At 51.7% G+C, this 25255-nt stretch carries 24 protein-coding genes and 2 pseudogenes; 5 read left to right on the top strand and 21 right to left on the bottom strand.

Annotated elements, in window-relative coordinates:
* The 5 genes and pseudogenes from CPT76_RS39550 to CPT76_RS11945 form a co-directional block, all read right to left on the bottom strand.
* On the bottom strand, positions 1–394 hold a 394-nt coding region (locus CPT76_RS39550), incomplete at its 3' end, for an NAD(P)H-binding protein (RefSeq protein ID WP_258168330.1).
* 239 nt (positions 395–633) lie between these two features.
* A pseudogene (locus CPT76_RS11930) lies at positions 634–2114 on the bottom strand (S-layer homology domain-containing protein).
* Positions 2115–2246: 132 nt separating this feature from the next.
* Positions 2247–2942, bottom strand: a complete 696-nt coding sequence (locus CPT76_RS11935; RefSeq protein ID WP_105443073.1) for a response regulator transcription factor — start codon at positions 2940–2942, stop codon at positions 2247–2249.
* Complete coding sequence (locus CPT76_RS11940) at positions 2917–4419, bottom strand: sensor histidine kinase (RefSeq protein WP_105443074.1); 1503 nt, start codon at positions 4417–4419, stop codon at positions 2917–2919. The genes CPT76_RS11935 and CPT76_RS11940 overlap by 26 nt, the downstream gene beginning before the upstream one ends.
* Before the next feature lie 107 nt (positions 4420–4526).
* Positions 4527–5118: pseudogene (locus CPT76_RS11945) on the bottom strand (ankyrin repeat domain-containing protein).
* A 318-nt stretch (positions 5119–5436) separates the two neighbouring features.
* Here CPT76_RS11945 and CPT76_RS11950 point away from each other — a divergent pair.
* Positions 5437–5631 (top strand): hypothetical protein, encoded by a 195-nt coding sequence (locus CPT76_RS11950; RefSeq protein ID WP_105443075.1) that lies wholly within the window; start codon positions 5437–5439, stop codon positions 5629–5631.
* A gap of 81 nt (positions 5632–5712) precedes the next feature.
* Here the strand turns inward: CPT76_RS11950 and CPT76_RS11955 are convergent, their stop codons facing one another.
* Positions 5713–6576, bottom strand: coding sequence for a LysR family transcriptional regulator (locus CPT76_RS11955; protein ID WP_105443076.1), 864 nt, complete (start codon positions 6574–6576; stop codon positions 5713–5715).
* A gap of 262 nt (positions 6577–6838) precedes the next feature.
* Here CPT76_RS11955 and CPT76_RS11960 point away from each other — a divergent pair, with 262 nt between their 5' ends.
* Positions 6839–7873, top strand: a complete 1035-nt coding sequence (locus tag CPT76_RS11960; protein WP_219845414.1) for an MFS transporter — start codon at positions 6839–6841, stop codon at positions 7871–7873.
* 13 nt (positions 7874–7886) lie between these two features.
* On the opposite strand, the gene CPT76_RS11965 is transcribed toward CPT76_RS11960, so the two are convergent.
* From CPT76_RS11965 to uxaC, 13 genes are all read right to left on the bottom strand, one after another.
* A complete protein-coding gene (locus CPT76_RS11965) occupies positions 7887–8270 on the bottom strand; it encodes a YciI family protein (protein WP_105443077.1) in 384 nt (127 codons plus the stop codon).
* A 107-nt stretch (positions 8271–8377) separates the two neighbouring features.
* On the bottom strand, positions 8378–9466 hold the full coding sequence (locus tag CPT76_RS11970; RefSeq protein WP_105443078.1) for a GerAB/ArcD/ProY family transporter: 1089 nt from the start codon (positions 9464–9466) through the stop codon (positions 8378–8380).
* A 15-nt stretch (positions 9467–9481) separates the two neighbouring features.
* Entirely contained in the window at positions 9482–9715 is a 234-nt protein-coding gene (locus CPT76_RS11975; RefSeq protein ID WP_105443079.1) for a hypothetical protein, read from the bottom strand.
* A 10-nt stretch (positions 9716–9725) separates the two neighbouring features.
* A complete protein-coding gene (locus CPT76_RS11980) occupies positions 9726–10898 on the bottom strand; it encodes a Ger(x)C family spore germination protein (RefSeq protein ID WP_105443080.1) in 1173 nt (390 codons plus the stop codon).
* Positions 10895–12397, bottom strand: a complete 1503-nt coding sequence (locus CPT76_RS11985; RefSeq protein WP_105443081.1) for a spore germination protein — start codon at positions 12395–12397, stop codon at positions 10895–10897. The genes CPT76_RS11980 and CPT76_RS11985 overlap by 4 nt, the downstream gene beginning before the upstream one ends.
* A gap of 474 nt (positions 12398–12871) precedes the next feature.
* On the bottom strand, positions 12872–14251 hold the full coding sequence (locus CPT76_RS11990) for an amidase (RefSeq protein WP_105443082.1): 1380 nt from the start codon (positions 14249–14251) through the stop codon (positions 12872–12874).
* Positions 14252–14386: 135 nt separating this feature from the next.
* The gene (larC2, locus tag CPT76_RS11995; protein WP_105443083.1) at positions 14387–14872 is read right to left on the bottom strand and encodes a nickel pincer cofactor biosynthesis protein LarC2; all 486 of its coding nucleotides are present in this window, start codon (positions 14870–14872) and stop codon (positions 14387–14389) included.
* Between the two features lie 28 nt (positions 14873–14900).
* A complete protein-coding gene (larC, locus tag CPT76_RS12000; protein WP_105443084.1) occupies positions 14901–15956 on the bottom strand; it encodes a nickel pincer cofactor biosynthesis protein LarC in 1056 nt (351 codons plus the stop codon).
* Positions 15937–16710: a nickel pincer cofactor biosynthesis protein LarB gene (larB, locus tag CPT76_RS12005; protein ID WP_105443085.1), complete on the bottom strand. Its 774-nt coding sequence runs from the start codon at positions 16708–16710 to the stop codon at positions 15937–15939. The genes larC and larB overlap by 20 nt, the downstream gene beginning before the upstream one ends.
* A gap of 27 nt (positions 16711–16737) precedes the next feature.
* A complete protein-coding gene (gene larE, locus CPT76_RS12010; protein WP_105443086.1) occupies positions 16738–17538 on the bottom strand; it encodes an ATP-dependent sacrificial sulfur transferase LarE in 801 nt (266 codons plus the stop codon).
* A gap of 26 nt (positions 17539–17564) precedes the next feature.
* Positions 17565–18338 carry an SDR family oxidoreductase gene (locus CPT76_RS12015; RefSeq protein ID WP_105443087.1) on the bottom strand — a complete coding sequence of 258 codons (774 nt, stop codon included), beginning with the start codon at positions 18336–18338 and terminating at the stop codon, positions 17565–17567.
* The gene (locus tag CPT76_RS12020; protein ID WP_105443088.1) at positions 18339–19625 is read right to left on the bottom strand and encodes a nickel pincer cofactor-dependent isomerase, group 22; all 1287 of its coding nucleotides are present in this window, start codon (positions 19623–19625) and stop codon (positions 18339–18341) included.
* A gap of 18 nt (positions 19626–19643) precedes the next feature.
* Complete coding sequence (gene uxaC / locus CPT76_RS12025) at positions 19644–21047, bottom strand: glucuronate isomerase (RefSeq protein WP_105443089.1); 1404 nt, start codon at positions 21045–21047, stop codon at positions 19644–19646.
* 206 nt (positions 21048–21253) lie between these two features.
* Here uxaC and CPT76_RS12030 point away from each other — a divergent pair, with 206 nt between their 5' ends.
* A complete protein-coding gene (locus CPT76_RS12030) occupies positions 21254–22429 on the top strand; it encodes an ROK family protein (RefSeq protein ID WP_105443090.1) in 1176 nt (391 codons plus the stop codon).
* A gap of 148 nt (positions 22430–22577) precedes the next feature.
* On the opposite strand, the gene CPT76_RS12035 is transcribed toward CPT76_RS12030, so the two are convergent.
* Both CPT76_RS12035 and CPT76_RS12040 read right to left on the bottom strand, forming a co-directional pair.
* Entirely contained in the window at positions 22578–23138 is a 561-nt protein-coding gene (locus CPT76_RS12035; RefSeq protein ID WP_105443091.1) for a pyridoxamine 5'-phosphate oxidase family protein, read from the bottom strand.
* Between the two features lie 153 nt (positions 23139–23291).
* On the bottom strand, positions 23292–23624 hold the full coding sequence (locus tag CPT76_RS12040; RefSeq protein ID WP_105443092.1) for an antibiotic biosynthesis monooxygenase family protein: 333 nt from the start codon (positions 23622–23624) through the stop codon (positions 23292–23294).
* A gap of 116 nt (positions 23625–23740) precedes the next feature.
* Between CPT76_RS12040 and CPT76_RS12045 the strand changes: the two genes are divergently transcribed.
* Both CPT76_RS12045 and CPT76_RS12050 read left to right on the top strand, forming a co-directional pair.
* The gene (locus tag CPT76_RS12045; RefSeq protein ID WP_105443093.1) at positions 23741–24625 is read left to right on the top strand and encodes a LysR substrate-binding domain-containing protein; all 885 of its coding nucleotides are present in this window, start codon (positions 23741–23743) and stop codon (positions 24623–24625) included.
* Between the two features lie 105 nt (positions 24626–24730).
* On the top strand, positions 24731–25237 hold the full coding sequence (locus CPT76_RS12050; protein ID WP_105443094.1) for a hypothetical protein: 507 nt from the start codon (positions 24731–24733) through the stop codon (positions 25235–25237).
* The last annotated feature ends 18 nt before the right edge of the window (positions 25238–25255 follow it).

Raw genomic sequence — 25255 nt, forward strand, 5'->3', positions numbered from 1 at the left:
TGCCCGTCTTCAAAATCGCTTGCTCTGCTGCTTGATGAGGTGGCGCAAGAAACAGCTTGCTCTCAGCTGCATTTCCCAAGCTCGTGTATGCGATGAAACCAACTTTGGCTCGTGCGGCAGCTTCCACCGCATTCGTATGCTGCCGAATCCGGGTTTCGTTGTCTCCATCCGCGGAAATGATCAGCAGCCGGTCAATCCCGGCAAAGGCCTTATCCAACGTTTCCGGCACGTCAAAATCACCATGGCGGACGTCAACGCCCCGGGCCCGAAGATCTTCAGCCTTGTCCGGGTTGCGCACGCTGACCGCCAATTGACTGGCAGGGACAGTCTGCAAAAGGTTCTCCACTACTTTTCTGCCCAGCTTCCCTGTGGCTCCGGTAACTAATAATTTCATCCTGATTCCTCCATTGTAGCGTTATGATCTTATTGTCACATTATGATCTTAATTGTAACCATATTAGTAACAAATCCTATGTAACTATTATAGTTACAGGATTATCGTGTGTCAACCGACTAACCCTTTGCTCGTTATCTGTTCATAGCTAGCAATGATCCGATTAAACTTAAGCGTTAAAGAAAAGTAAAAAGCTGCCGGACATCCGGCAGCCGAAACAAGCAAGAAGCGTATAAGATTTAATTCGCTGTCAATGGAGTCCGGGAAGAACCGGCCCATTCCCCCACCGGCGTTACGGTGTAGGTCGTTCCTTTCACAAGTTTGCTGTCTGGTGCAAGATCGAAGATACCCACGGCCCCTTTGCGGCTGGAGTATTTATATGCGGCTGTCAGCTTATGCCCTTCCGCATCCGTCAGCTCGACACTGCGGCCCGAGAACAGCTCGTCTCCCGGGTCTTCCGACAGCGCAACCGTAATGGAAGTCCCGCTCATGGCTTCGGCACCGACGATGTCAAGCGGAGCGATGCTCTGCGCTACAAAAGATGGTCGTTCGATCTGCGCCCAATCCGAAGTCACGGTATAGGTGACGCCCGGAGTCAGGGTTTTGCCCTCAGGCAGGCGGAATTTCGGTTCCTGTCTGCCATCGGTAGATTGCGTGAACGGTACATATTTAGCTACCATCGGTTGTCCGCCCTCCGGCGTGATCGTTACCTCCCTGGCTTGTCCGGAGGAAATGATCTGATAGGTTTTGCCATTGGCGCGGTTGTTTTCGTCCAGAACGAAGGCATCCGCTCCCGGCCGGTACTGTATGCGGAGATGACATATCCGTAGTCAACCACGCCGTTCGCCTGCAGGGATTCCAGCTCAAACGTATCATTCGTTACCTGTCTGGCCTCGGTCATGTTCAGCTTGTCTGCATTCCCGGTAAAAGTCCCCGCGTTTGCTCCTCTGTAGGTCAGGGAGTATTGGACACCCGGCTGCTGAACGGAGGTTGGTACAATATAAGTAGCGATGGAACCCGTTTTCAGCCGCGGAAGATTGGTTAACGTAAGACCGCCGATAAAGGCAAAGTCTTCTTTCGCTTTCGTAAATGCCTCGTTGTCCGCTGTTAAAGGCGCATCAAACGTCACGATCAGCGTAATCGCATTCAAGGAACGGATCCTGGTGATTTTGGCTTTGTCCGACGGGATCGCCTGCTGCGCCATATTCAGTAAATACGCAGTTTCTCCGCGTGTGACCGGACCGCTGCTTGGGTCAAGGCTTTCAGCCCAGTATTCCACGGATTTCGCATCCCGCTTAAGTGCTTTGGTTACACTCTGTACAAGTTCCGTTTTCGTTACGGTTCCGCGGGGCTCAAAACGGCCATCGTTTGCCTGCATGATCCCTTGTGCTGCCACTTCAGCAGCATATTTCGAAAACCACGCCCGCGGATTGACATCCGTGAATCCCTGCTGTGCCTGATCCGCACCCTGCAGACTAAACGTCAGGGCAAGCAATTTGGCCAGTTCCGCACGTGTGACTGGCTGTTCTACGGCGAGTGAACCGTCCTCGTACCCCTGCATAATATGAAGCTGCGATAACTGACGGACTGCTTGGCTGATATCTCCTTCTCCCAGCGCCCTTGAATCGTCTGCGGCATGCACGGCACCGATAGGCAAGGCGGCTGTTCCCAAAGCTGCGGCCAGCATCAGGCCGGCCAGTTTGTTAGCATGTTTATTCATCGATGATTCCTCCTTCAATCCCTTAGATGGATTGGTGTTTGTCATGTCTCTATCGTAAACGAGACAGATAAACGGCCAAGAAACCTCGTATAAACAAAATCGAAACTTTATATTAACAATTTATTAAATCGGTTACACGGTGAACCGGTATCCCGCTCCCCATACCGTTTCGATATACTGCGGGTTGGACGGATCGACCTCCATCTTCTCCCGCAGTCTCCGTACGTGTACGGTGACGGTCGCGATATCCCCGTTCGAGTCCATGCCCCAAATCCGTTCAAACAGCTCGCTTTTGCTGAATACACGGTTCGGATGGCTGGCCAAAAATTCGAGCAGGCTGAATTCACGGGAAGTAAAGATAACCTCCTTATTGCGGACGTACACCCGGCGTGCCGCCTGGTCAATAACCAGGCCGCGGATATGGATTTCTGTTTTGTGGGGCACTTCATGCCTGCTCATGAGCCGTTCATACCGGGTCAAATGCGCCTTTGCCCTGGCTACCAGCTCGCTCGGGCTGAACGGCTTCGTAATATAATCGTCGGCTCCCAGGTTAAATGCGCGTATCTTATCGATCTCTTCATTTTTGGCGGAGACGATCAGGATCGGAACTTCCTTCGCCTGCCTGATCCTGCTGCATAATTCAAAACCGTTCAATCCCGGCAGCTGCAGGTCGACAATGATAAGATGGTAATCCGTTTCAAGAGCAAGCTGCAGCCCTTCGTCTCCATGATGGCACAAATCCACATGAAATCCGTTCAATTCAAAATAATCCCGTTCCAACTGCGCGATAGTCGTCTCGTCTTCAATAATCAGAATGCTCCCGGCCATGTCTGCCTTCCCCTCCTTCGTATGTGGTACGCCGCAGCGTGAAGAACAGGCGGGTACCCGCACCTAGCTCGCTTTCCACCCAGATCCTGCCCCCGTGCCCCTCAATAATCTGGCTGGCTATGGCCAGTCCCAGACCGCTGTCTCCGGTTGAAGAATTCCGCGAAGCTTCGACGCGGTAGAATCGTTCGAAAATATGCGGCAGTGCTTCTTGCGGAATCCCCGTCCCGTTATCCCGGATTTCGACGGTTACCCATTCCCGTTCAGGATGAACGGAAATATGAATATTCTTATGTTCTTTATCCATATAGTTCTGAGCGTTCCCGATTATATTAAGAACGGTACGCTTTATTTTTTCGAGGTCGGCAAATACGTTGACCGGCGGAATTGGCCGATGAGCCCATCCGATGACCACTCCCTTCTCTTCCAGAACGTATCGCTGCTCCTCAATGCAGTCGTCCAGAAAGTCAACGATATCAACTGACACAAGCGTGAACGGCACCTGTTTCAGATCCAGCTTGGAGTACAGGAACAGCTCATCCACTAGCTTGTCTAGGTCAACGGCTTTGGAATAAATGATGTTGACGTACTTGTTCATTTTCTCGGGTGTATCTGCCACTCCATCTCGAATGCCTTCAATATAGCCTTTAATATTGGTGATCGGTGTCCGCAGGTCATGGGAAATGTTCGAGATGAGCTCCTTCCGGTTCGCCTCATCCTCCAGCCGCAGCTGAACCGACTCCTGAAGCCTTTTCCGCATATTTTCAAAAGCTGCATTCAGCTGTCCGATTTCATCCTTTGTGCTCGGTTCAAGCGAAAACTGCAGATTGCCCCGCTGAATGTGCTCTGCCGAGTGACGTAGCCGATCCAACGGCTTAACAACGCTGCGCGTAATCCAGCGGAAAAGCAGCGCATTGAATATCACAATGATGCCTGCCAAACTAATGACGAATGCCGGAAGAAGCTTTCTCGTGACTTCACCAAACGGACTCCGCTCGCGGATGACGAACACACTGCCTTTCTGGCCGTCCGAGTACTGAAAGTCGTATTTGGCATAAGCATAAAAACGCTCACCGATATTAAACGTACTGCGAATTTGGTTGTTGTTTAGGTCATAAGGCGGCAGATGCTGTTCCAGCTCCGGCTGGTTGAACGTATACGACTGGTAGATGCGTCCGCTCTCACGGCGTACATACAGCCCGGCTCTGACCGTTTTGAGCTTGAAATCGAAATCCTTCAGCAGCTGCTGATCCTGCAATCGATCCGGCTCATTTTTGGCAAGATACTTCAATTCCAAAAAAATGGATTCTTCTTGTTCCGTCAGCGGATTGAGCTGATAGTGGACTTTGTAAAAATCGCGCAGGCTGTGCACGTCGCCCGTCGCCGCGATCGTAAACAGGCTCGCCGTCATGACAAAGACCAACAGGCTGATGAGCAGCATGCCGGTATAGGATAATAAAAGTTTGATGCGAATGGACACTTGCTCACCTCCGTCTTTGATAGGTACAGAAAAAGCGAACGGTCCTGACCGTTCGCTCTTTAGCGCATGGATGATAACATGCTTTATTTTAGCGGGTATGCTGAAAGTTACGAACCTGCTCGTTCCAGTATTGCGGCGATTTCGTGACAACCCTTGCTTTGGGCATACTGCAGCGGAGTGATGCCTTCCGCATCCGCGATCTCCCTATCCGCGCCATGGTCGATCAGCAGCCGGACGATTTGCTGATGCTTCTCCCCGCCGTTCCCCAAAATGACCGCTTCCAGCAAAGCAGTCCAGTGCAGGCGGTTGATATGATTGACATCGATATCGGTGCGGGTCAACAGCTCCCGGACCACTTCGACATGGCCCCGTTCGGATGCGGGGGATCAGCGCCGTCCCGCCATAGCGGTTGGTCAGTTTGGTGTCTGCATCAGCGTCGATCGCCAGTTGGACGATATCCAACATTCCCTCAGCTCCGGCATACAGAAATACATTGTTGAGCAGATGATCCCTGATGTTGATGTCCGCCCCTTTGCTGATCAGCAGCCGGACCATCTCCGTCTGATGGTTGTACGTCGCAGCCATGACGGTCGTTCTGCCGCGCTCATCCTGTGCGTTAATATCGATTCCGTCCTGAAGCAGGTTCTGTACCGCCTCAAGATCACCTGCTTCCGCCGTTTGTATGAATTGCTGAGTCACCGTTTCCACCCCCGTTGATGGCATTTGTTCCTTCGCTTGTTCTCTTGAAGAGCCCGGCATGATGTCGCATGAGCTGAGCCAAAGTATACAAACGATACATAAAAAGAGACGAATCATAGATAAAATCCCCTTTTTCCTACTCAACGACATGCTAACACGCCCTACTCCATATGCAAAATATTTAAAACCTTTGTTTCGCTTACTTTTTTCATATAGCAAAATCTATGCCCCATCATTACACATATGAAGCGTAAGTTTGCCATACATCGAGGCGGGTAATAATAAGAAAGTGAATTTGAATTCGAGGAGGATTTCCCCATGACAACCCAAGATCCGAAAAAGATACTGAAACAAAAGCATGAGCAAGATGAGCAAAAGGCGGAATTCACTGAATTCGCCCGCAGCCAGTCGGGACACACCGAAATGGAAGCCGGCCAGGAATTTGGCCATGACCGGGCGCCCGATGAACAAAACCGCATGAAGTCTGTTGAGAATCGTCAGAGCAGCCGCTAAGGGAATTTTCGTTCCGAACAGCCATCGATTGCATATACAATAACAAACAAGCCGCGCCGGCATAACCGGAAGCGGCTTGTTTCATGATTCTTTCATCATTCGAACAAATTCCATGGACGCTGGGGAAATCTCCGCAAATGAGATCGCGATGATCCCGATCTCCCTCGTGATGACCGGCGTAATGGGCTTTACGATAAGTTCATGGGACACGGAAGACAGCGTAAAATCGAAAACAAGACCGATCCCGAGTCGTCTGCGGACCATCTGGATCAAGGTTTCGGCGGTTTGGACAGTCAAGTTGCTTTCGAGATTAAAATGGTGCTGTTGTATTGCACTGTTCAACGCCGCCTCATGTCCGCCTTTACAATAAATCGTGTCTTGCTCATATTTTCTGAGATCCACAATCTCTGTATTCTGCAGCTCATGATCGTCCGGAATAACGGCCACCATGTGATCCTGAACCAGGCTATGATGCTCAAATCCTGCAAACGGAGAAGCGACGAGCCCGATTTCCACGGTACGGTCGGTAACCCATTCCTTGATCTGGTCGGATACCCCCTCACTCAGCTCGATTTGAACTTGTGGGTACTTGACCCGGAACCTGGAGATCGCCTCCGGGAGCAATAGGGTCGATGCCGCTGGAAACGAGCCGATTTTGACTTTTCCGGTTAACAGTTGGTTTTCCCGGCTGGCTGCCTGGAAAATACGATTTTCAATGGACTGCATCTGCCTGGCCAATATCAGAATCTCCCTGCCGACATCGGTCAGAATGATCCCCTTCTGCTTATCCCTGACAAACAGCCTCACTTGCAGCGCATCTTCCAGCTGTTTAATCGTTTTGCTCACAGCCGGTTGGGAAATAAACAACGCTTTCGCCGCTTCGGTAATGTTCATTTTCTCGGCGGCTGCCACAAAGACATTCAGATGGTTCAAGTTTAAATTCATCGCTCTGTAACATAACCTTATGGTTATCTCTCCTATTACAAATGTGTATTTCAGTTATGAACTATTATAACGTATTCTAAATTCATGACAACACGGATGCCCTACACACATTCAAAGAGTTGATTGAATAGGAGGAGATTACCTTGATCGATCATGCGCCTGGATCGTAACAGCCGATTTATGCTGTCCAATTCAGCAACACCGTTGTATGTGGAGTGGCAGACGGCGATGGGATTTTCGAATGGAACATTGACGGTATTTTTTGTCCGCTTATATTCTGGGCCTGCTCGGCACTCTGCTCGCGGCCGGCCAATTATCGGACCGCTTCGGACGCAAGGCCGTACTGTATCCGGGTCTATTAGCAGCGGTGGCGGCTTGTGTGCTGTTTGCTTCGGCCGATTCGGTCGGCATGCTGCTGGCGGCGCGGTTGCTGACAGGCATAGCCGTCGGCGTCATCGTCTCCGCGGGCATGGCTGCTGTAGTGGACGCTGGCGGACACAGTAAAAAACAGCTGGCATCCCTTGCCGCCTCCGTGGCCATGGTCCTCGGAGCCGGGCTAGGACCTTTGCTGGCCGGAATGATGGCCCAATTTCTTGAGCGTCATGTTGTCACGGTGTTTACCAACCAATTGATCATTTTGGCAACAGCCTTCATGGTGGCAGCACGCCTCCCCTCCCGACAGCATCCTGCACGCGAACGCGAAGGATGGAAACTGCGCTTCCCAACAGTTCCTGAGCAAAATCGCCAGCATTTAGCTCTAGGAATATCCGTGTTTGCTCCAGGCATTACCTCAACTTCCTTTGTGCTGTCGCTGGGTCCGTCGCTGCTGTCCAAACTGCTTCATGTGACCAGTCCCTTGGTAGCTGGAGGAACGGCCTGTATTATGTTCTTGGCGGCGACGGGGATACAATTCGCTGTCAAAAGGCTGCCGGTTCGCAGCCTGTTTCTCCTTGGAAGTGCGGCAACTCTTTTGTCCATGATATGCCTGGTTGCTGCTGTCATTGATTCGGCACCCGTGTTGCTGGTCACAGCAGCTGTATTTGCCGGTGCAGGACAGGGATTAGGGCAGCTCGGAGGCCTGACGCTGATCAGCCTGCATGTTCCGGCACACCGCCGCGCCGAAGCCAACGCGGTACTGAATATCGGAGGTTATGTACCTGCCGCACTGCTGCCGATCGGAACAGGATTTGTGATCGATATGACCAGCATCTCCCTGGGTGCCTCGCTGTTTGCAGCGGTTTTGGCGGCGGTTTCGGTCGCGGGCGCCGTTTTTGTAAGAGTGAAGTTAAACAAATAAATGAAATCGAAAGTTATCCCTCTGGACTAAACAATTCAAAATGATGAACCGGGCGAATTTCGATGCGCCAGCCAAACGATTCGCCCGCGCTCACCTGAACGGCCGGATGAAGAGATGCCACACGGACTGCATCTTCAAGATCCTCAGCTTCGATCAGAAACGCACTGCCAATCAGCTCCTTCGACTCGGTAAATGGACCATCCATCATTCTCAACTTTCCATTCTTGCGCTGCAGGGTCGTCGCGGCATTGTCCAGGCCAGCGTCGAGAAGCACCTTCCCGCTGTGATACAACTGTTCAAGATGGGGCTTGCACTCCTGCATCACTCCGTCGATTTCCTCCTGCGGTCTGACATCCATCAGATCCGGTTCCAGGTAACCCAAACACAGAAATTTCATTGCTTCATCTCCTTATGGTCATATACAGCATTATAACGCTGTCTATATAAGACGACGAAGAAGATATTCCCCTATCGACACCCTTTTCGAAGGACTGTAAAAAAAGTTTACTTTCGAGCTCCGCTTCGGCGAATAAGGCTGACCAAGAGTAAAAGGATCGGCAGCAGCAGCAAAGCGATGATGGAACTGCCCGTTCCCCCAGTGGGAAAATAATGAAGCATTTGCTGAAAATTTTTGGCCACCCAGATACTGAACACACCGATCAGCAGCCCAACCGGAAATACCAGTGGACGGAAATCCGCCATCTTTAACCATTGAGCAGTTCCCAGAGCAAGCGTGTAATACCACATCGAAATTTGCACAAAACCGCCGAGGATCCACAACGCCATCACCATCGCTTCTACATGGGAGAAGAAATCCGCGATATTCACAAAGCGCGAAGCAGACAGGAACGGGAAGGTGAGATTGGCCGTCGATTCACCAAACAAAAACAAACAAGTAAAATTCGTGATGACCATTGTGATCATCATTAGAAATACGGCAAACAGCCCCCCCTTGAGGCCGTTGTCTCCTTGTCGGACGGACGGGTAGACCGATGAAATAAAGATGAATTCCATAAACCAAACCGAAGGCTCTAAAGAACCTTTAAGCGAAGGCTTGATTCCGGTCCCCAAAATGGGGAGCATATTGGAAAAGCGATATTCCGGTAGAAGGAACAGAAAAATCGCCAGGACAAAGCACAAAAAAATCGGACCGAAAATTTGCGCGAATCGTCCAATCACTTCCACACCGGACCGGACGGCAAATGAACATGTCAATACAATACACCCGATAATCATGACCAGCGGAGTTTTGGGCAGAAACGCCTGTACGATGAATTCGGCATATTCCCGGGTAATCAAGCCGATCGCGTCGATTTGGAATAAGAGGAAAACGATGCCCAGAATGCTTCCGGCCCACTTCCCAAAAAGGCGCTGAGTCTGCTCGATCATCGTAAGCCCCGGATTTCTCCGATACAGCAGCCAAGCGACAGTCACGCTGAAGAAACCGAAGACCGAGCCAATGACCGGCGATATCCACATGTCCTGCTTGGCATACATCGCGGTAAAAGAAGGCACGACGAGTATGGAGGTCCCGCCGATCATCAGGTACATCATCAAACACAGTTGGAGATTCGAAACTTTCTCCTTATCCATTCCGCCGTCCCCCTCCTAGCCTTCGGGATAAAAGATAACCCAGATCGGCTTGGTCACTTGATTGATCCATTCGGTCGGACCGGGCAAGCCGGGAGCAAATAACAGCATGACCGCTACTACCCACCCGGCGAAGGTAATGACGGCAATGGCTGCCCGTTCCTTTTTCTTCTTGGGGTCCACACTTGAAAAATCATATATAAACACGGCCACAAAGAGCAGCGTAATGCCGAGCAGTTTGAGAACAATCATCGCTTATCCCTCATTTAAAGCTTTTACCGGAAAAACCAGGAGAAATAATATGTACACCGGAATGGGCGTAAACGCTGATTTCCGGGAATATTTCATCCCATCGGGCCTGTTCCTTGGTCCAACGTGCAGGATACTTATGCCAAAACGCATCGGCCGTTCCGAAAACATCGGCGCCAGTCTCATCCTGGATCTGCCGAAACGTCTCTTTCATCTTGGACTCGATTTCCTTGTTCAGCTGCTGTTCCAATCGGGGCATTTCTTGGGGCAGCATCACATTGACATGGGTTTCATTCTGAAGCACACTTGCTTCACCTTCAATCCGGATCATAACACTCCATTGATTTCTGCGAATCAACGGAATCAGCTTCGTATGGCATTTGATCAGCCGGACGGACATGATGCCCCCATCATCGCCTTTACTCTCCTGTACAGGAAATGTTACCGTCGTTGATTCCAGCTCGTTGCGGATGATCTGAACGTATCGTTTGACTTCTCCTTGATATTGACCCGCCATTTTCCCCTTCATTAAAACCGCCGCCCCGTTAATGTACGGGTAAGCATTGCTTTGGCCAGATTCCTCCTTTTTCCCGATGAGAGGAACGATAATTGCCTTCGACCGACCTGCCAGCATTCCTCCCAAATCTTTAAGCGTAACTCCCATGCCTCCGGCTAGAACGGTCAATTCGCGAAGGGTTTCCGCGCTGTCCCGCTCCATTCGCGTGTTTATGCTCAAAATGCTCTTAGCCCTTCCTTTGCTGATAAAAAAATAAGCATGCTCCCTCGGCTGGGGATGGCGAAAGAGAAAATCGACCTGATCCATGATCCCCCTCTTGGCGAGCTCCTCCCCCACGATAAATACTTCGCTGTGGCCCCAAAAGACTTTGCGGGGCATCTCCTCCTGCAGCCGCTGGGCCGCATCCGCCAAATCCGTCCCGACTGCACTTTTCACGATAACCATGTCTCCTTCGTTTCCACTGCTCGTCATCTCGCCGTCGCTGCTCGTGCTGGTCTGGTTGGGCGTGTAGACTTGAACGGACAGCTCTACTTTCCCGTTTGGCGCAGCATCCATCCCAGCACCCATAATTAAAGCCAGATCGTTCACCTCGGTGCGGTCCCAGCACCCTGTAACGAGCGGGATGATCGTAAACAGAAGAAACGCAGCAGCAAGTCTTGCGCTTTTCATCTTCGTCGGCCTCCCCGCCCGGGTCCCGGTCGCTGGTTAGCACCTTGGCGATACCTGTTCCAAACGCCGATTCGCGGTCTAGTATTCATTTTCCAAGTTGGGACGCGGACCAGAATATCCTTCAGCTGACTCAGACTGCTGACCGTTGACAACGTAACATAAGGAACGCCAAAAGAACGAAGTGCGAACAGATGGGTCAAGATTAAGGTGATCCCCATCATCAGGCCGAAAAAGCCCAGAAAGCCTGCCAGCAGCATCATCGGAAAACGAAGCAGCCGCACCGTGATGCCAAAGGCAAAATGGGGGATCAGAAACGAGGCGATCCCAGTGAGCGCTACGACCATGACCATCGGCGAAGAAACGAGGCCGGCGGCTATGGCCGCCTGACCGATGACCAGCGCTCCCACGATACTGACCGCCGCACCAATCTGTTTTGGAAGTCGAACACCAGCTTCCCTTAAAGCTTCGAACGTAATTTCCATCAGCAGTGCTTCAACCAGAGCCGGGAAAGGTATTTGCTCCCTCGATTTGGTCATATTAAGCAGCAGCGTCGTTGGAATCATTTCCTGATGATAGGTAACGATAGCGACATAGAATGAAGGCCCGATGAGAGCAATAAACGCGAAAAAATAGCGCAGCCAGCGGATGGCTGTGCCGATGTAATAACGCTGGTAATGATCTTCCGGCGATTGCAGAAAGGTAAAAATCGTTGCTGGAGCAATCAAGGCAATGGGAGTTCCTTCGACGAGTATGGCCGCTCTGCCCTCAAGCAGATTGGCTGCCACCACGTCGGGCCGTTCTGTCGACTGTAATTGCGGAAAAGGCGAATATGGATTATCCTCGATGAGCTCTTCAATCATCCCGCTTTCCAAGATCCCGTCGATGTTGATCCGGGAAAGACGGCTTTCGATTTCAGTGACCAGCGAGGATTCTATGATACCGCTGACGAAAGCGACGACAACTTCGGTCTGGGAAAAACGTCCGATCCGGATCGACTTCATCTTCAAATCGGGCGACTTCAGCTTGCGGCGGATCATGGACACATTGACCATCAGCGTCTCGATAAACCCTTCACGCGGGCCTCTGACGACGGATTCCGCCTCGGGTTCCGTGATCGAGCGCTGCTCCCATTTTGCCAGGTACAGAGAGATAGCCCTTTCTTCCCCATCCATTAGCAGGACGACATTGCCGTCACCAATCTCCATTACCGCCTGATCCATCGTTTGGATCATAGTATAGGAGGACACCGGCAAGCACTTGCAAAAATCCCCTAAGGTGATGCCCCCGTCTTCTGACAACTGTTTCAAAGTGGGTTCGAGAATGTAACGGTTAATCATGTCGCTGTCGGTCAAACCCATAAAGTAGACGATCACCGCAGGAGTTTGGCCGCAGCTGAAATCGTGGAACACGACATCAAAGCAATCCGCATACCGCTCTTTCAGATGAGAGATATTTTCTTGTAAGCGAGCTGAGAAGATCACATCTTCTTTGGTTTGCATGTCCACACCCCCAACCGGCAAAAGTCCATACTGGTGGCAAAATATATTTTTTTTAGTATCGCAATAAAAATTCCGCTAAACGCGGTCTGGCTTCTTTGAAGTTTCTTCGATCATGTTTTTAGTTAGATATAAGAACGTGCAGGCTTCAGAGGTTCAGCACCCTTATATCGCAATAAAAATTTCCGCTAAACGCGGTCTGGCTTCTGGGAGTTACATCGGTAGATATTTTTAGTTAGATATAAGAAAGTCTCTGCTTCGTTGAATCGACTCCCTTATATCGCACTAAAAACTTCCTCTAAACGCGGTCTGACTTCTTTGAAGTTTCTTCGATCATGTTTTTAGTATGGTCAGAACAGCTTGAAAAATTCGGTAAACGAGAGATTTCTATTATTTCCGGAATTATGGATGAACAGAAAATATGAAAGGAACACCGCTGCACGGCAGTGCAGACAGTGTTCCTCTCAAGGCACTTGCTTAGTATCCTGCGCAGATTTGATCCCGGAGACGGTAGAATTCCTTCAGCTGGTCCTGCTCATAAGCGTATCCGGCGCGAATCAGCAGATCTTCCCGCTCCTTTCGGGCCACAAGCTGCAGTCCGACAGGAAGCCCTTCGCTTGTCAACCCGCAAGGAATGGACAGAGCCGGAACCTCCACCATGTTGAACAAGCCCGTATAACGGGTCATCGCGTCAAACACGCTTTCCGTATAATCGCCAAAATGGACTTCGTCCACGCCGATTTTCCGCGCAGGGATCGGGATCGTCGGTGTGGCCAGCACATCAATGCGTTCGCGGAACAATTTATCGAACATGTTCATATACATTTCTTTTGTCTTAAGCGCTTCGATATACTGCAGCGAGGTGATATCCCGGGACGATTCCAAAAAGGCTCTGGCATCCGCTCCGTATTGCGATAAGCAGCATTCCATCCGGCTTTTGTGGACATACCCCGCCTCCGAAGCGGCGATGGTCAACGAAACCTCGCTGTTCCCTTCCACAAAGGAGACGTCTGTATCAATGAGAATGGCACCGAGCGACTCAAGCGCCTCCAGTGATTGAAGATACAATGCATAGGTTTCCGGGTCGATGTGTTCGTTAAAATAGCTGGTCGGCACGCCGACACGAAGCCCCCGGATGTCTTGATTCAGATATGGCAGGTAGGACTGCTTCGTCATGGCACCGAACAGGACTGCCAAGTCGGTCATATTGGCCGTGATCGGCCCAACATGATCCAGAGTCCAAGAAACGTAAAATACGCCCTCAGTGGGTACTTTGTTATACGTAGGTTTTAACCCGACAACGCCACAGGATGCCGCCGGGATCCGAACGGAGCCGCCCGTATCGGTCCCGATGGAAGCTGCCGTCAAATCAGCAGCTACCGCCGCAGCCGATCCACCGCTGGAGCCTCCCGGCGTGTACTCGTGATTCCATGGATTGTGCACAGGTCCATAATGCGGGTTATTTGAGGTGACACCAAGGGCATATTCATGCAGATTGTTTTTTCCCAGCAGGATCGAATCCTCCAGCAGCAGCCGCTGGACGATGGCAGCATTCTTGTCTGGTATGTGATTGGCGTCAATCGAGGAGCCGTAAGTGGTGCGGATGCCTTTCGTATCGATATTATCCTTATAGGAAAGCGGAATTCCGTACAGGAGACCGGTCTGCTCTCCCGATGAGGATTTGGCTTCTAGCCGTTTGGCTTCTCCCGTGGCCCGATCCTTGGCTACCGTAATATATGAATTGAGTGCAGGATCTTTCTTTTTAATCCGTTTCAAATAATACTTCGTCATGTCCAGCGTCGTCCAAGAGCCTGTTTTGTACCCGGATTGAATTTCCTGAATCGTTTTTCTCCCCATCATTCATTCTCCTTTCTTAGTCAGACAAACGAAAACTTCCCTTTCGGGAAGCTTTCATGTCCAGTTCTCTACTAAGCTATGCGGAAATGATAGAGAACGTATGGGGATTTTTCCAATAAAAGGTAACTCAAAACATCACGAATTGGTAGGCAGGTACCCGACGGATTTCCATACTTGCTCGTAAACAGACTTGATCGGGATCCTGTTCGCTTGGGCTATTCGTTTGCAATCCTCAAACTCCGGAGCGCATTGAACGGTCTCCCCGTTATGAATACCCAATTTTACGGTAACGGCTCCCCATTCTGTTGGGACCTGAGTAAACGTTCGTTCCAGACGGTGCACCGTGAGCGGATAATACCGGATGCCAAGCGTAGTTGTCTCGCGAAAAATGATTTCTTTCATCCGGTCGATCTTTTCTTTGGCGCATAGCAGCTGAAGCATCGTTCCCGGCCGGTTTTTCTTCATATAAATGGGCGTATAGAACACGTCGTTTGCACCGTTTTCGAGCAGAAGGTCCATCACGTAGCCCAACCATTCACCCGAAATGTCGTCGTAGTTGACTTCCATCTTCACCATGTCATGATCGACATGTTCATGACTTGGGGGCAGCTCGGATTTCATAAGACAGACTCCTTTCGGATCAAGAGCGTTATTCGCCCACGATGACACGCAGCACGTTCGGCCGGTCGGCAAACGTTTTGGTCCCTGCTCCGTAACCGACGGCGGACACCTTGATAGACGGAATGGGCCCGTACTGCTGCGCCAGCACCGATACGATCGCCGCACCCGTCGGTGTCGTCAGCTCAAAGCGGACATCCGACGCTTCCAGCGGCACGCCCTTCAGAATCTCCAGCGTCGCAGGCGCCGGCACCGGGTAAATACCGTGGTCGATCCGGATTTTGCCCATACCGACGGGCACGGGCGAGGAATGGATCGCTTCGATACCCATTTGATGAATCAAAATCGAGGCGCCGACAATATCGACGATAGAGTCCACTGCGCCTACTTCGTGAAAATGAACGTCATCTAACGGAACGCCATGTATCTTTCCCTCAGCCTCCCCAATGATCTTGAAAATACGGAGCGCCGTGTCGCGTACCGGCTCTTCAAAATCGGCCGCTTCAATCATTTGGACGATATCCTTGTATGCCCGATGATGATGCTGGTGATGATGGCCGTGACTATGCGAATGATCATGGCTATGATGGTGATGTGTATGGTCATGATGATGGTGATCATGGGTATGAGGATGGTGGGCATGATGATGGTGGATATGCTCGTGATGATCGTGCGCGTGGTCGTGATGGTGATCGTGCACATGATCGTGGCTGTGGTCATGTCCATGATGATGTTCGTGACTGTGGTCGTGATCATGCTTGTGGCTATGGCTGTGAAGATGCGCTCCATCATGATCGTATTGAGCTTCGCCTGAACCTTCCTGAGCCCCAAGATCCACTTGGGAATGTTCATGCACGTGATGATCATCGTGATCTTTCTCATCCGCTTCTTGCAAATGCACGTCAAATTTGGTCGCAGTGATCCCGTTCTTGTTCACCTTGCTCCACTGCAGCGTATATTCTTCTTCGATGTTTAATTTCTGCAGCTCCGTCTGCATCCGCTGCGCATCGCCGCCGGCATCCAGCAGCGCACCGATGAACATATCTCCGCTGATACCGGAAAAGCAGTCAAGGTATAGCGTTTTCAATCCGTTGTCCCCCTCCATGTACAAGCTGATGAATCAGCGCGGCGTTATAACCTCCGCCGAATCCGTTGTCGATGTTCACCACGCTGATGCCTGAGGCACACGAATTCAGCATCGTCAGCAGTGCCGACAAGCCTTGAAAATGAGCCCCATACCCGACGCTGGTCGGTACTGCGATGACCGGGTGGGAGACCAGGCCGCCCACGACGCTGGGGAGCGCCCCTTCCATCCCGGCCACCACGACAGAAACCGTTGCCTGCTGGATTTCCTCCAAATGGCTGAGCAAGCGGTGGATCCCCGCAACGCCCACATCATATATCCGGTGGACCCTGCTTCCGAGCACTTCGGCCGTCACGGCCGCCTCCTCCGCCACGCGCAGATCCGAGGTTCCCGCCGCAATCACGGCGACATATCCTTGCGAATCGTCTGTGGGTATCTGTTCCTTTTTCCAATACAAAACCCTTGCCGTCTCGTGATAACTGTAATCCGGACACGCCCGCAGCACTGTCTCGGCTTTTTCCTTGTCCACGCGTGTGACCAGGACGCTGCTGCCACGGGCTTGCAGAGCGCAGGCAATCGAAATGATATGATCCGCCGTTTTGCCTTCCCCATAGACGATCTCAGGGAAACCCTGCCGTTTACTGCGCTGGTGGTCAACCTTGGCAAAGCCGAGATCCTCAAATGCTGCCAGCCGCGCTTTGGCTTCCGCCACGCTCAGGGCTCCGCTGCGTACTTGCTCCAGAACGTCGTCCAACAAAGTTCTCATCCCCTTCCAGAGCTTTCGTTATGCCAAAACCTTGTTCATGCTGCCGCTCTGATAACCCACCAGGTCAAGCGTTACGTACTTGTAGCCGTACTCCTGCAGCCTGCCGGAAATTTGCGAATGCTGCTCCAGAACGGTCTGCATGTCCTTCGGTTCCACTTCGATCCGCGCCGTGTCCTGGTGCGTGCGTACCCGTACCTGGCGGATGCCGAGCGATTTCAAATAGGCCTCCGCTTTTTCAACCTTGCTCAGCTTCTCTTTGGTAATCCGTTCCCCATAAGCGATTCTCGAGGACAAGCAGGCAAAAGAAGGCTTATCCCAAGTGGGCAGGCCGTAGCCTCTGGACAGCTCGCGGATTTCTTCCTTATACAGTCCGGCTTCCAGCAGCGGTCCGCGAATCCCTCTTTCCTTTGCCGCCTGCATGCCGGGCCGAAACTCATTCATGTCGTCGGCAATGACGCCGTAAACGATATTTTTATAGGATTGCTCCGTCAGTACGGGAACCAAATGGTCGAAAAGACTGCTTTTGCAAAAATAGCAGCGGTTTTTCGTGTTTTCGGCATATCCGGGAATCGCCAGCTCGGAGGTTTCAATGACCTGATGCCGCGCTCCGATCCATTCGGCCAGCTCCCTCGCTTCTGCAAGCTCGGTCGACGGATATGTTTCCGAATCTGCGGTCACCGCCAGTACTTGATCGGGGCCGAGCGTATCCACAGCCGCTTTAAGCAGAAAGGTGCTGTCCACCCCTCCTGAAAATGCCACGACAACTGAATTTAGTTCCCGCAGGATGGACTGTAGTTTCTCATATTTTTCGGTTATCATTGTTCTGCCTCCTTCCCGTATGGCCATTAAATCGTCATGCTGCCGAACCCGCCATCCACCCGGATCATCGAGCCGGTGATAAAGCTCGACGCCTGATCTGAAGCAAGCAGGATCGCAGCCCCTTTTAATTCATCCGGCGTACCGAAGCGGTTCATCGGCGTATGCCGCATGATCGATTCGACCCGTTCCGGGCTTAATATTTTCTGGTTCTGCACAGCCGGGAAAAACCCCGGAATGATCGCGTTCACACGGATCCCCTCCGGCGCAAGCTCCCGAGCCAGGAATTGGGTGACGCTGTTCAATCCGGCTTTGGACACCGAATACGTAAACACCTTGGAGAGCGGCGTCGTTGAGGACACCGACGAGATGTTGATGATGCTTCCCTTCCGTTTCTGCTCGACCATGCGCTTGGCGAAAATTTGGCAGGTAAGTACGATGCCCTTCAGGTTCACGTCCATAATGCGGTCCCATTCTTCCATCTCCAGCTCGAAAAAGGGAGTGGTGCTGTTCGTACCCGGAGCGTTGAGCAGAATGTCCCATCCGCCCGACCATGCTTCGATGTCCGCGGCTGCTTGGACCAGGGACTCGCGCGAGCCCACATCCGCCTGGAATGCTTTCGCTTCGCCCCCTTGGCTCCGGATGACACTTACGACTTCCTCCGCTTTGTCCAGGTTCCGCCCGACGATCGCTACCCTGGCACCGTGTTCGGCAAAGCCCTCGGCAATCGCCGAGCCGAGCACGCTGTTGCCGCCGACTGCTACCGCCGTTTTCCCCGTTAAATCAAACAAACTCGTCGTCATCTAGTGACTCTCCTCCGTTTTCGGTAAATTTCCGTGCTCGTCAAAAGGCAAATCATACGGCTCCGAGGCCAGCTCCATTTGCGGATGCTGCTTCACATATTCGAACAGCGCTTCAGACACCTCGATTTGGCTTAGAACGAGCGTATTTTTGATCCGGACGATTTTCGCCTGGTTAAAATCCAGCACATTGCTCGTTTTCACCGCCGCCTGAATCGCTTCCTTGTCATTCGGCAGCGTCGTGGCGATCTTCGTCGGCGCGACGACGGTGGACGTCAGCCCGTTGGCGTAAGTAACCTCCAGATCCATCTTGTCGACAAGCCGCTGCGTCGTAAAGTCGGCCGTGCCCACCCCGTTTGCATTCCCTTCTGTTTGCGGCGTCAAATCCAGAACGACCATTTTGTTGACATCTGGCCCTCCGTGCGCATAAGGCGTCGGATATCGGCCCGTGATGTTCGGATCCATGCCGTCGCCGCTGATGTTTTTGCCGATCTCGTCAATGATCAGCACTTCCAGCTGGTCAAAAAACAGCTTTGGCAGCAGTTCCTTCGCCTGAAGCTGCAGTTCCGGTTCCTTGTCGACAATCTCCTCCGGCGTAAGCACCTCAACGACTGCAACCTTGTCGAACGCATTTTCGATCGTCGCTACCCCGAACAGGACCGGCTTCTTCTCCATGATCATGTTGGCCATGGCCGGAACATTCTCGGCCATATATTTAAACCCTAGCTGGTGGCAGGCCTCTGCCCCTTTCTGCTTGCCAAGGCCGATGCTGATCATTTTCATGATGCCGCTCTCCACCGGTCCCCGAAAAGCCGTATGCGGCTTAATTCGGTTAATAACGACGATGCCGTCCGCCGCGGCGGCGTATTTATCCAAATACACCGGAAGGCCGTTCGGCAGCGAACCGAGCTGGACGACTTCCATCGAGGAACGGATTTCGCAGCCGGCGCTCTCTTCCGTGACGCCCAGATGCGCCAGCACCTCCCGCTGCCCTTCCGCCGTGGCACCTCCGTGGCTGCCCATGCTCGGCACAATAAACGGCTTGGCCCCTGCTTCCTTCAATGCTTTGACGGTCACGGCGGTTAGCTCCACAATGCGGTCAAGACCCCTGCTGCCGACAGCGATCGCGATTTCCATGCCGGGCTTGACCTTCTCCATGATGTGCGCCTGACGCAGCTTGGCCCCAAGGTCGCTGCCCAGGTCCACGATCTGTTCATCGTTGAACCGGACGTTGACCTTTGCCATTTTCGGAATCGGAATATCCTTCAGAAGCTCCTGCAAAATACCCATGCGCTTTCCCCTCCCCCGTTATCGTTTCATGAAATAGGCTTCGGCGTTGCCGTAACCGATGTTTCGAACCATCCGTTCCAGAGCCTTCATATCATTCGGCACGAGCCCCTTCTCCACCCAGGCTCCGAGAAGATTGCAAAGAATGCGCCGGAAATATTCGTGCCGGGCATAGGACAGGAAACTGCGCGAATCGGTCAGCATGCCGATAAAATGACTGAGCAGACCAACATTCGCCAGGTCCTTCATCTGCTTTTCCATACCATCTATATGATCGTTGAACCACCAGCCAGACCCGAACTGGACTTTGCCTGGCACCCCTTCCTCATAAAAGTTGCCTGTCATCGCGGCCAGGACGGCATTGTCCTTCGGATTCAAATTGAACAGCACCGTTCTCGGCAGGGCGTCTTCCTGATCCAATGCATCAAGGAAACGGGCCAGACCCTGTGCAAGGTTCGTTTCTCCCACAGAGTCAAAACCGGTATCCGCACCGATGCGGTTTTTCATCTTGGTATTGGTGTTGCGGAGCGCGCCCATGTGCAGCTGCATGACCCACTGCTTGCCGGCATACATTTTGCCGAGCTCCCTCAGCAGGAAAGAGCGGTATGCGTTAATCTCAGCGCCTGACAATTCTTCACCATTCAATCTTTTATTAAAAACAGGAACGATTTCTTCCTTTGTGACGTCTGCGAAATCAAGGTACGGGATATCATGGTCGGACGCACGTCCACCATGCTCATCGAAGTAATCCACGCGCCGTTGAAGCGCATTCAGGAAGGCATCCAGGGAACCGATGGTTTGGCCTGTAATCTCCCCGAGCTTATGTACCCATTCGGTGTAAGTGGGGCGCTCGATATATAATGCTCCATCCGGTCTGAACGTCGGCGCGATGATGGTTTGAAAGCTGCCATCGGCAGCCAGCCGCTCATGATATTCCAGCGAGGACAGCGGGTCGTCGGTCGTGCCGATAAATTTCACCCGGGCTCTGGCAATCAGCGCCCTCGGCAGAAAATCGGGCTGCTGCAGCTTGGCGTTGCATGCCTCCCATATATCGCGGGCCGTGGCTGGGCTCAAGATTTGTTCGATGCCGAACACGTTCTTGAGCTCCAAATGCGTCCAGTGATACAGCGGGTTGCCGATCAGGTGCGGAACCGTCTCCGCCCAGGCCATAAATTTATCCCAATCCTCCGCATCGCCTGTAATCAGCTGCTCGCCGATGCCGTGCATCCGCATCGTACGCCACTTATAATGGTCGCCTCCCAGCCACAGCTGCGTAATATTGGCCCATGGCTTGTTCTCCCATACTTCCTTCGGGTCCAAATGGCAGTGAAAATCAAAGATCGGCAAATCGGCAGCCGCCTTTTCATATAACCGAACCGCCGCAGGGGTATCCAGCAAAAATTCTGAATCGAGAAATTGGCTCATCCTGTTCTCCTCTCCAAGGATCGTTAAAATTGGTATGAAACCCTTTACATTTTTTAATTTGTTTATTAAACTTACAAAATATATTCGTACTGTACCAACTCCCTACGCCTTTGTCAATCGGGTAATTTATGAGCGGGCGAGGCGGGTTCGTGCTACAATATGGTTTATGCTGAATTTTCATGACGTTCTAAAATTGGAGGAAACAAATGGTAACCGGAGACGCCTCTTATATTAAAAAGATCAACCGGGCGTTGATTATACGGGAAATAATGAAGGAAGGAAAAATTTCCAGGGCGGATCTGTCCAAGATTACGGCCCTGACCCGGGCAACGATCTCAGCGCAGGTAGTAGATTTGCTGGAAGAAGAACTGGTCGTCGAAACCGAGCTGGAGCACAACCCCGTCGGACGCAAACCGATTATGCTCTCACTGAACGCCCAGGCAGGATATGCGCTCGGCATTGACCTGGACGCAGGTCATGCGACATTCATGCTATCCGATTTAACCGGTCAACCGGTCACAACCGAAATCATTCCAATTCAATCGGAAGCCTATGAGGATATCGTACAGCTGCTGGCCTCCGCGATCCGCCGTTATCAGAGCAGCTGCGCGGGCAGCCGCTATGGGATGGTCGGAATCGTATTGGCGATCCACGGACTCGTCTCCAATGAAGAGACAATCAAATTCGTGCCCCGCTTTCAATGGCAGGACGTTGACTTGAAGCAGGATCTGGAACGTGCAGTCGGTACGGCTGTCCATTTGGAAAACAACGCGAACCTCAGCGCTTTTGCCGAGCGGGCATACGCTCACCATACGACCGACAACCTGCTCTGCGTAACGCTGTATTCCGGCATTGGGCTCGGCATGATCATGGACGGCAAGTTTTTTCGCGGCCATGAAGGCTTTGCCGGCGAAATCGGCCATATGATCGTCGTTCCCGGCGGAGAGCCCTGCGCTTGCGGCAACCACGGCTGCTGGGAGAAGTATGCTTCGGAGACAAGCGTGCTCCGGAACATCCTGGCGGCTGAACCTGGTGATGCCTCGGATATGGAGTGGATCAGCCGGCGCATCGCCAAAGGCGACGAACAAGTGCTAGACGCGCTGAATCAATTCGTCTATTACCTGTCGATCGGGCTGAACAATGTCATCAATATGTACAATCCGGACGTTGTCGTCATCGACAGTGAGCTGCTGCATATGGTTCCCGATGCACTGCAGAGGATCCATCATCAACTCCGTTCCCAAATCAGCCATTACCGGGAGATCACACTGTCGGGCATGGGGCAGAAATCCTGCGTCATGGGTGCCTGTGCACTGGCGATTTCCCGATTTCTGAACGTGTCTGTGCTTAGCTTGCCCTCCGCCGACGACCTTGCTGATTGAATACGGGTATGAAAATTGAACGATGATGCCCGCTCCCACTCCTTTTTCACAAGCCCGATACAACAAAACGGCCTATACAAAAAACAAGCCCGGATCCATCGCGGCTTGTTTTGCGTTCGGTAATTTGATTTCGCGTTTTTTTACTAGGCTATAACCCTAGCCGTTTTCCTAAAGGAGTCGGAAGTCCGTCGATCGTGCTCCTGTTTTTCTCCTGCCAGTAGTCGTGAAGCCCTTGTTCGCCTTTATGCTCTGCCCACCGATTCAGCGTGTCCCTTTCCTTTTCATAAGTCATGAAGGGAACCGCATAACCGCAGGACGTCTGCACTTTATGCACATCGATCGTGATGATCTGTCTGGCTCCGGGCATCGGATCAAACAAAGGGTATAATGACTCCCACTCCCTGCTCTCCGGTAAAACCACCGTCCCGGTTCCGTACAGCCGCATGATGTTCGCCGGCCCTTCAAACGCGCAGAACATGATCGTGATCCGGCCGTTTTCTTCCAGGTGGGCACTCGTTTCATTGCCGCTTCCGGTCAAATCCAGGTATGCGACCCGGTTCTCGGACAAAATACGGAACGTGTCATAACCTTTTGGAGACAAGTTGACGTGTCCCTCCTGCGATAACGGCGCTGTACCAACGAAAAACATGTGCTGCTTCCGGATAAAGTCCATATGCTCAGGAAGCATGGCCGGAAATTGTTTCCCCATTTGACTCCCCCCACTCGTACTCTGTCGCTTAACTAATTTCATTGTATGTTAATCCGCTGTATATTAAAAATATATTTTTACCGCGTAATCATACATTAAAGTTATGAGTGTTTTTGCAATGGAGGCTTCCATTCAGACCGGGTTAATTACAATTTAGATATTCATAAAATCGTCTCTCTCGACCTTACTCACCCGCAGACCGAACCGTGCGTACCACTCGCTCTTCCCTTTGTCCTGAGCTACCCTGTGCAAGGAATTCTCCTTCCAGGCCTTGATCGCCTCAAGTGACTCCCAATACGAGACGGTAATTCCGACCCCATCCGTTCCCCGAACGCTTTCGACTCCGAGAAAACCCGGCTGCTTCGAAGCAAGCTCGACCATCTTATCTCCCATTTTCCCGTACCCTCTGTTCTCTCCTTCAGACAATTCCGAAGTAAAAATGACCGCATAATACGGCGGTTGCGGCGTTTTTGCAATAGCTCCCATCCTCGTTCCCCCTTTACCCATCATTCTATCTGCATTATACCGAGCCACTTACAATAAATAAAATGAATGTTTAAAATGGTTGTAATGATTATTTCTCATGGAGGGAGTGTTATAAAATGACCTTGGCAAAGTATGAAATTCTCGGAAAAGTCGTCGAATCCGAAAATTTGACGAAAGCGGCGGATCAGCTGAGTTTAACACAATCGGCGGTGAGCCGTGCCATCATTAGCCTGGAGCTGGAACTAGGCATTCAGCTGCTTACCAGGGGCCGGTCAAGCGTCCGACTGTCCCATGACGGAGAACGGCTGTGGAAATATATGAAGGAAATGCTTCAATTGCAGGAAAACATGCTGCAGGAGGTAGATCAGATCAAGGGGCTAGTGCGGGGAACTGTCACGATCGGAACATTTACCAGCGTATCGATCCATTGGCTGCCGGATATCCTTCAACGTTTCCAGCAAAAGTACCCGCAGATCGAAATCCGGCTGCTCGACGGGCACTATCAAGATATCGAGCGATGGATTGCGGACGGGACTGCAGATTTTGGATTTGTGAACATGCCTTCTTCGCATGGCCTTGAGACCACAATGCTCATACAGGATCGGATGGTCTGCGTTATGCCGGCTGATCATAAACACAACGTAAAATCCACGATATCACTGGAGGATATTGCGGATGAACCGTTTATTATGCCTGCGAAAGGCTGCGACACCGATGTAAGGGCGTGGTTTGACGGTCAAGCAGCAGTTCCCCGTATGCGATTTGAACTTGAGGACGATCATGCCATCATGGCGATGGTGCGTAGCGGACTTGGCATCAGCATCCTGCCGGAAACGATTCTTGCCTCAGCTCCTTCAGGGCTCGTGGCCCGGCCGATTGCCCCGGAAGCTTCAAGGTCCATCGCTCTGGCCGCGGTCTCTTTTAAGAAGTGCTCTCCGGCGGCAGCAAGGGCGATTTCGTGTATTGTGGAGATGATGGGCGAACAGAAATCGGATGCTTAAACAAAAATATGTATTTATCGCTCCAACTTAACCGCGAAATACTGCGTTTTACTATTTAAGTGAAAAATGTGTGTTCACTGTGATCTCGGGTTAAGGACGTGACGAATGAAAATCAGATGTATCCTATTGTTATGTTTCGTACTGATTGTGGGCTGTTCCCACTCCCCGACTACGATCGAAGAAGCGATGAACAAATCCAACAAGTCTTATGACGAAATTTTAAAAACCTTTGATCCAGACAATAAGCATACGGTGGTTTTCTATAGTAATGACAATCAATATAACGTCGGCCTTCTGAAGCACAACCGTCAAAGTTGGACTTGGATCGTCGGCACGAATTCGTATATCGATCCGAAGCAGGATATCGACTGGAGCTACTGCAACCTGAATGAGCTTAGCCCGATGTTTGTCGGGACTGTCAATAACAAGGACATTCGGACCGTCGTCGTGGAGACACGTAAAGTTAAATCCAAAGCCCAGTTGATCCCTGCATCCGACGGTACCGTATACTGGTATGTGCTCTTGTATGAACCGCAAAACCCGCCAATGCGATTCACCGGATACGACGCTCAAGGGCAAGTTGTATATGATACAGGCTCACTCGATGAATAGGGTTCCGCTCCTATGAAC

Source organism: Paenibacillus sp. AR247 (assembly GCF_002968895.1).
Taxonomy (GTDB): domain Bacteria; phylum Bacillota; class Bacilli; order Paenibacillales; family Paenibacillaceae; genus Paenibacillus_AQ; species Paenibacillus_AQ favisporus.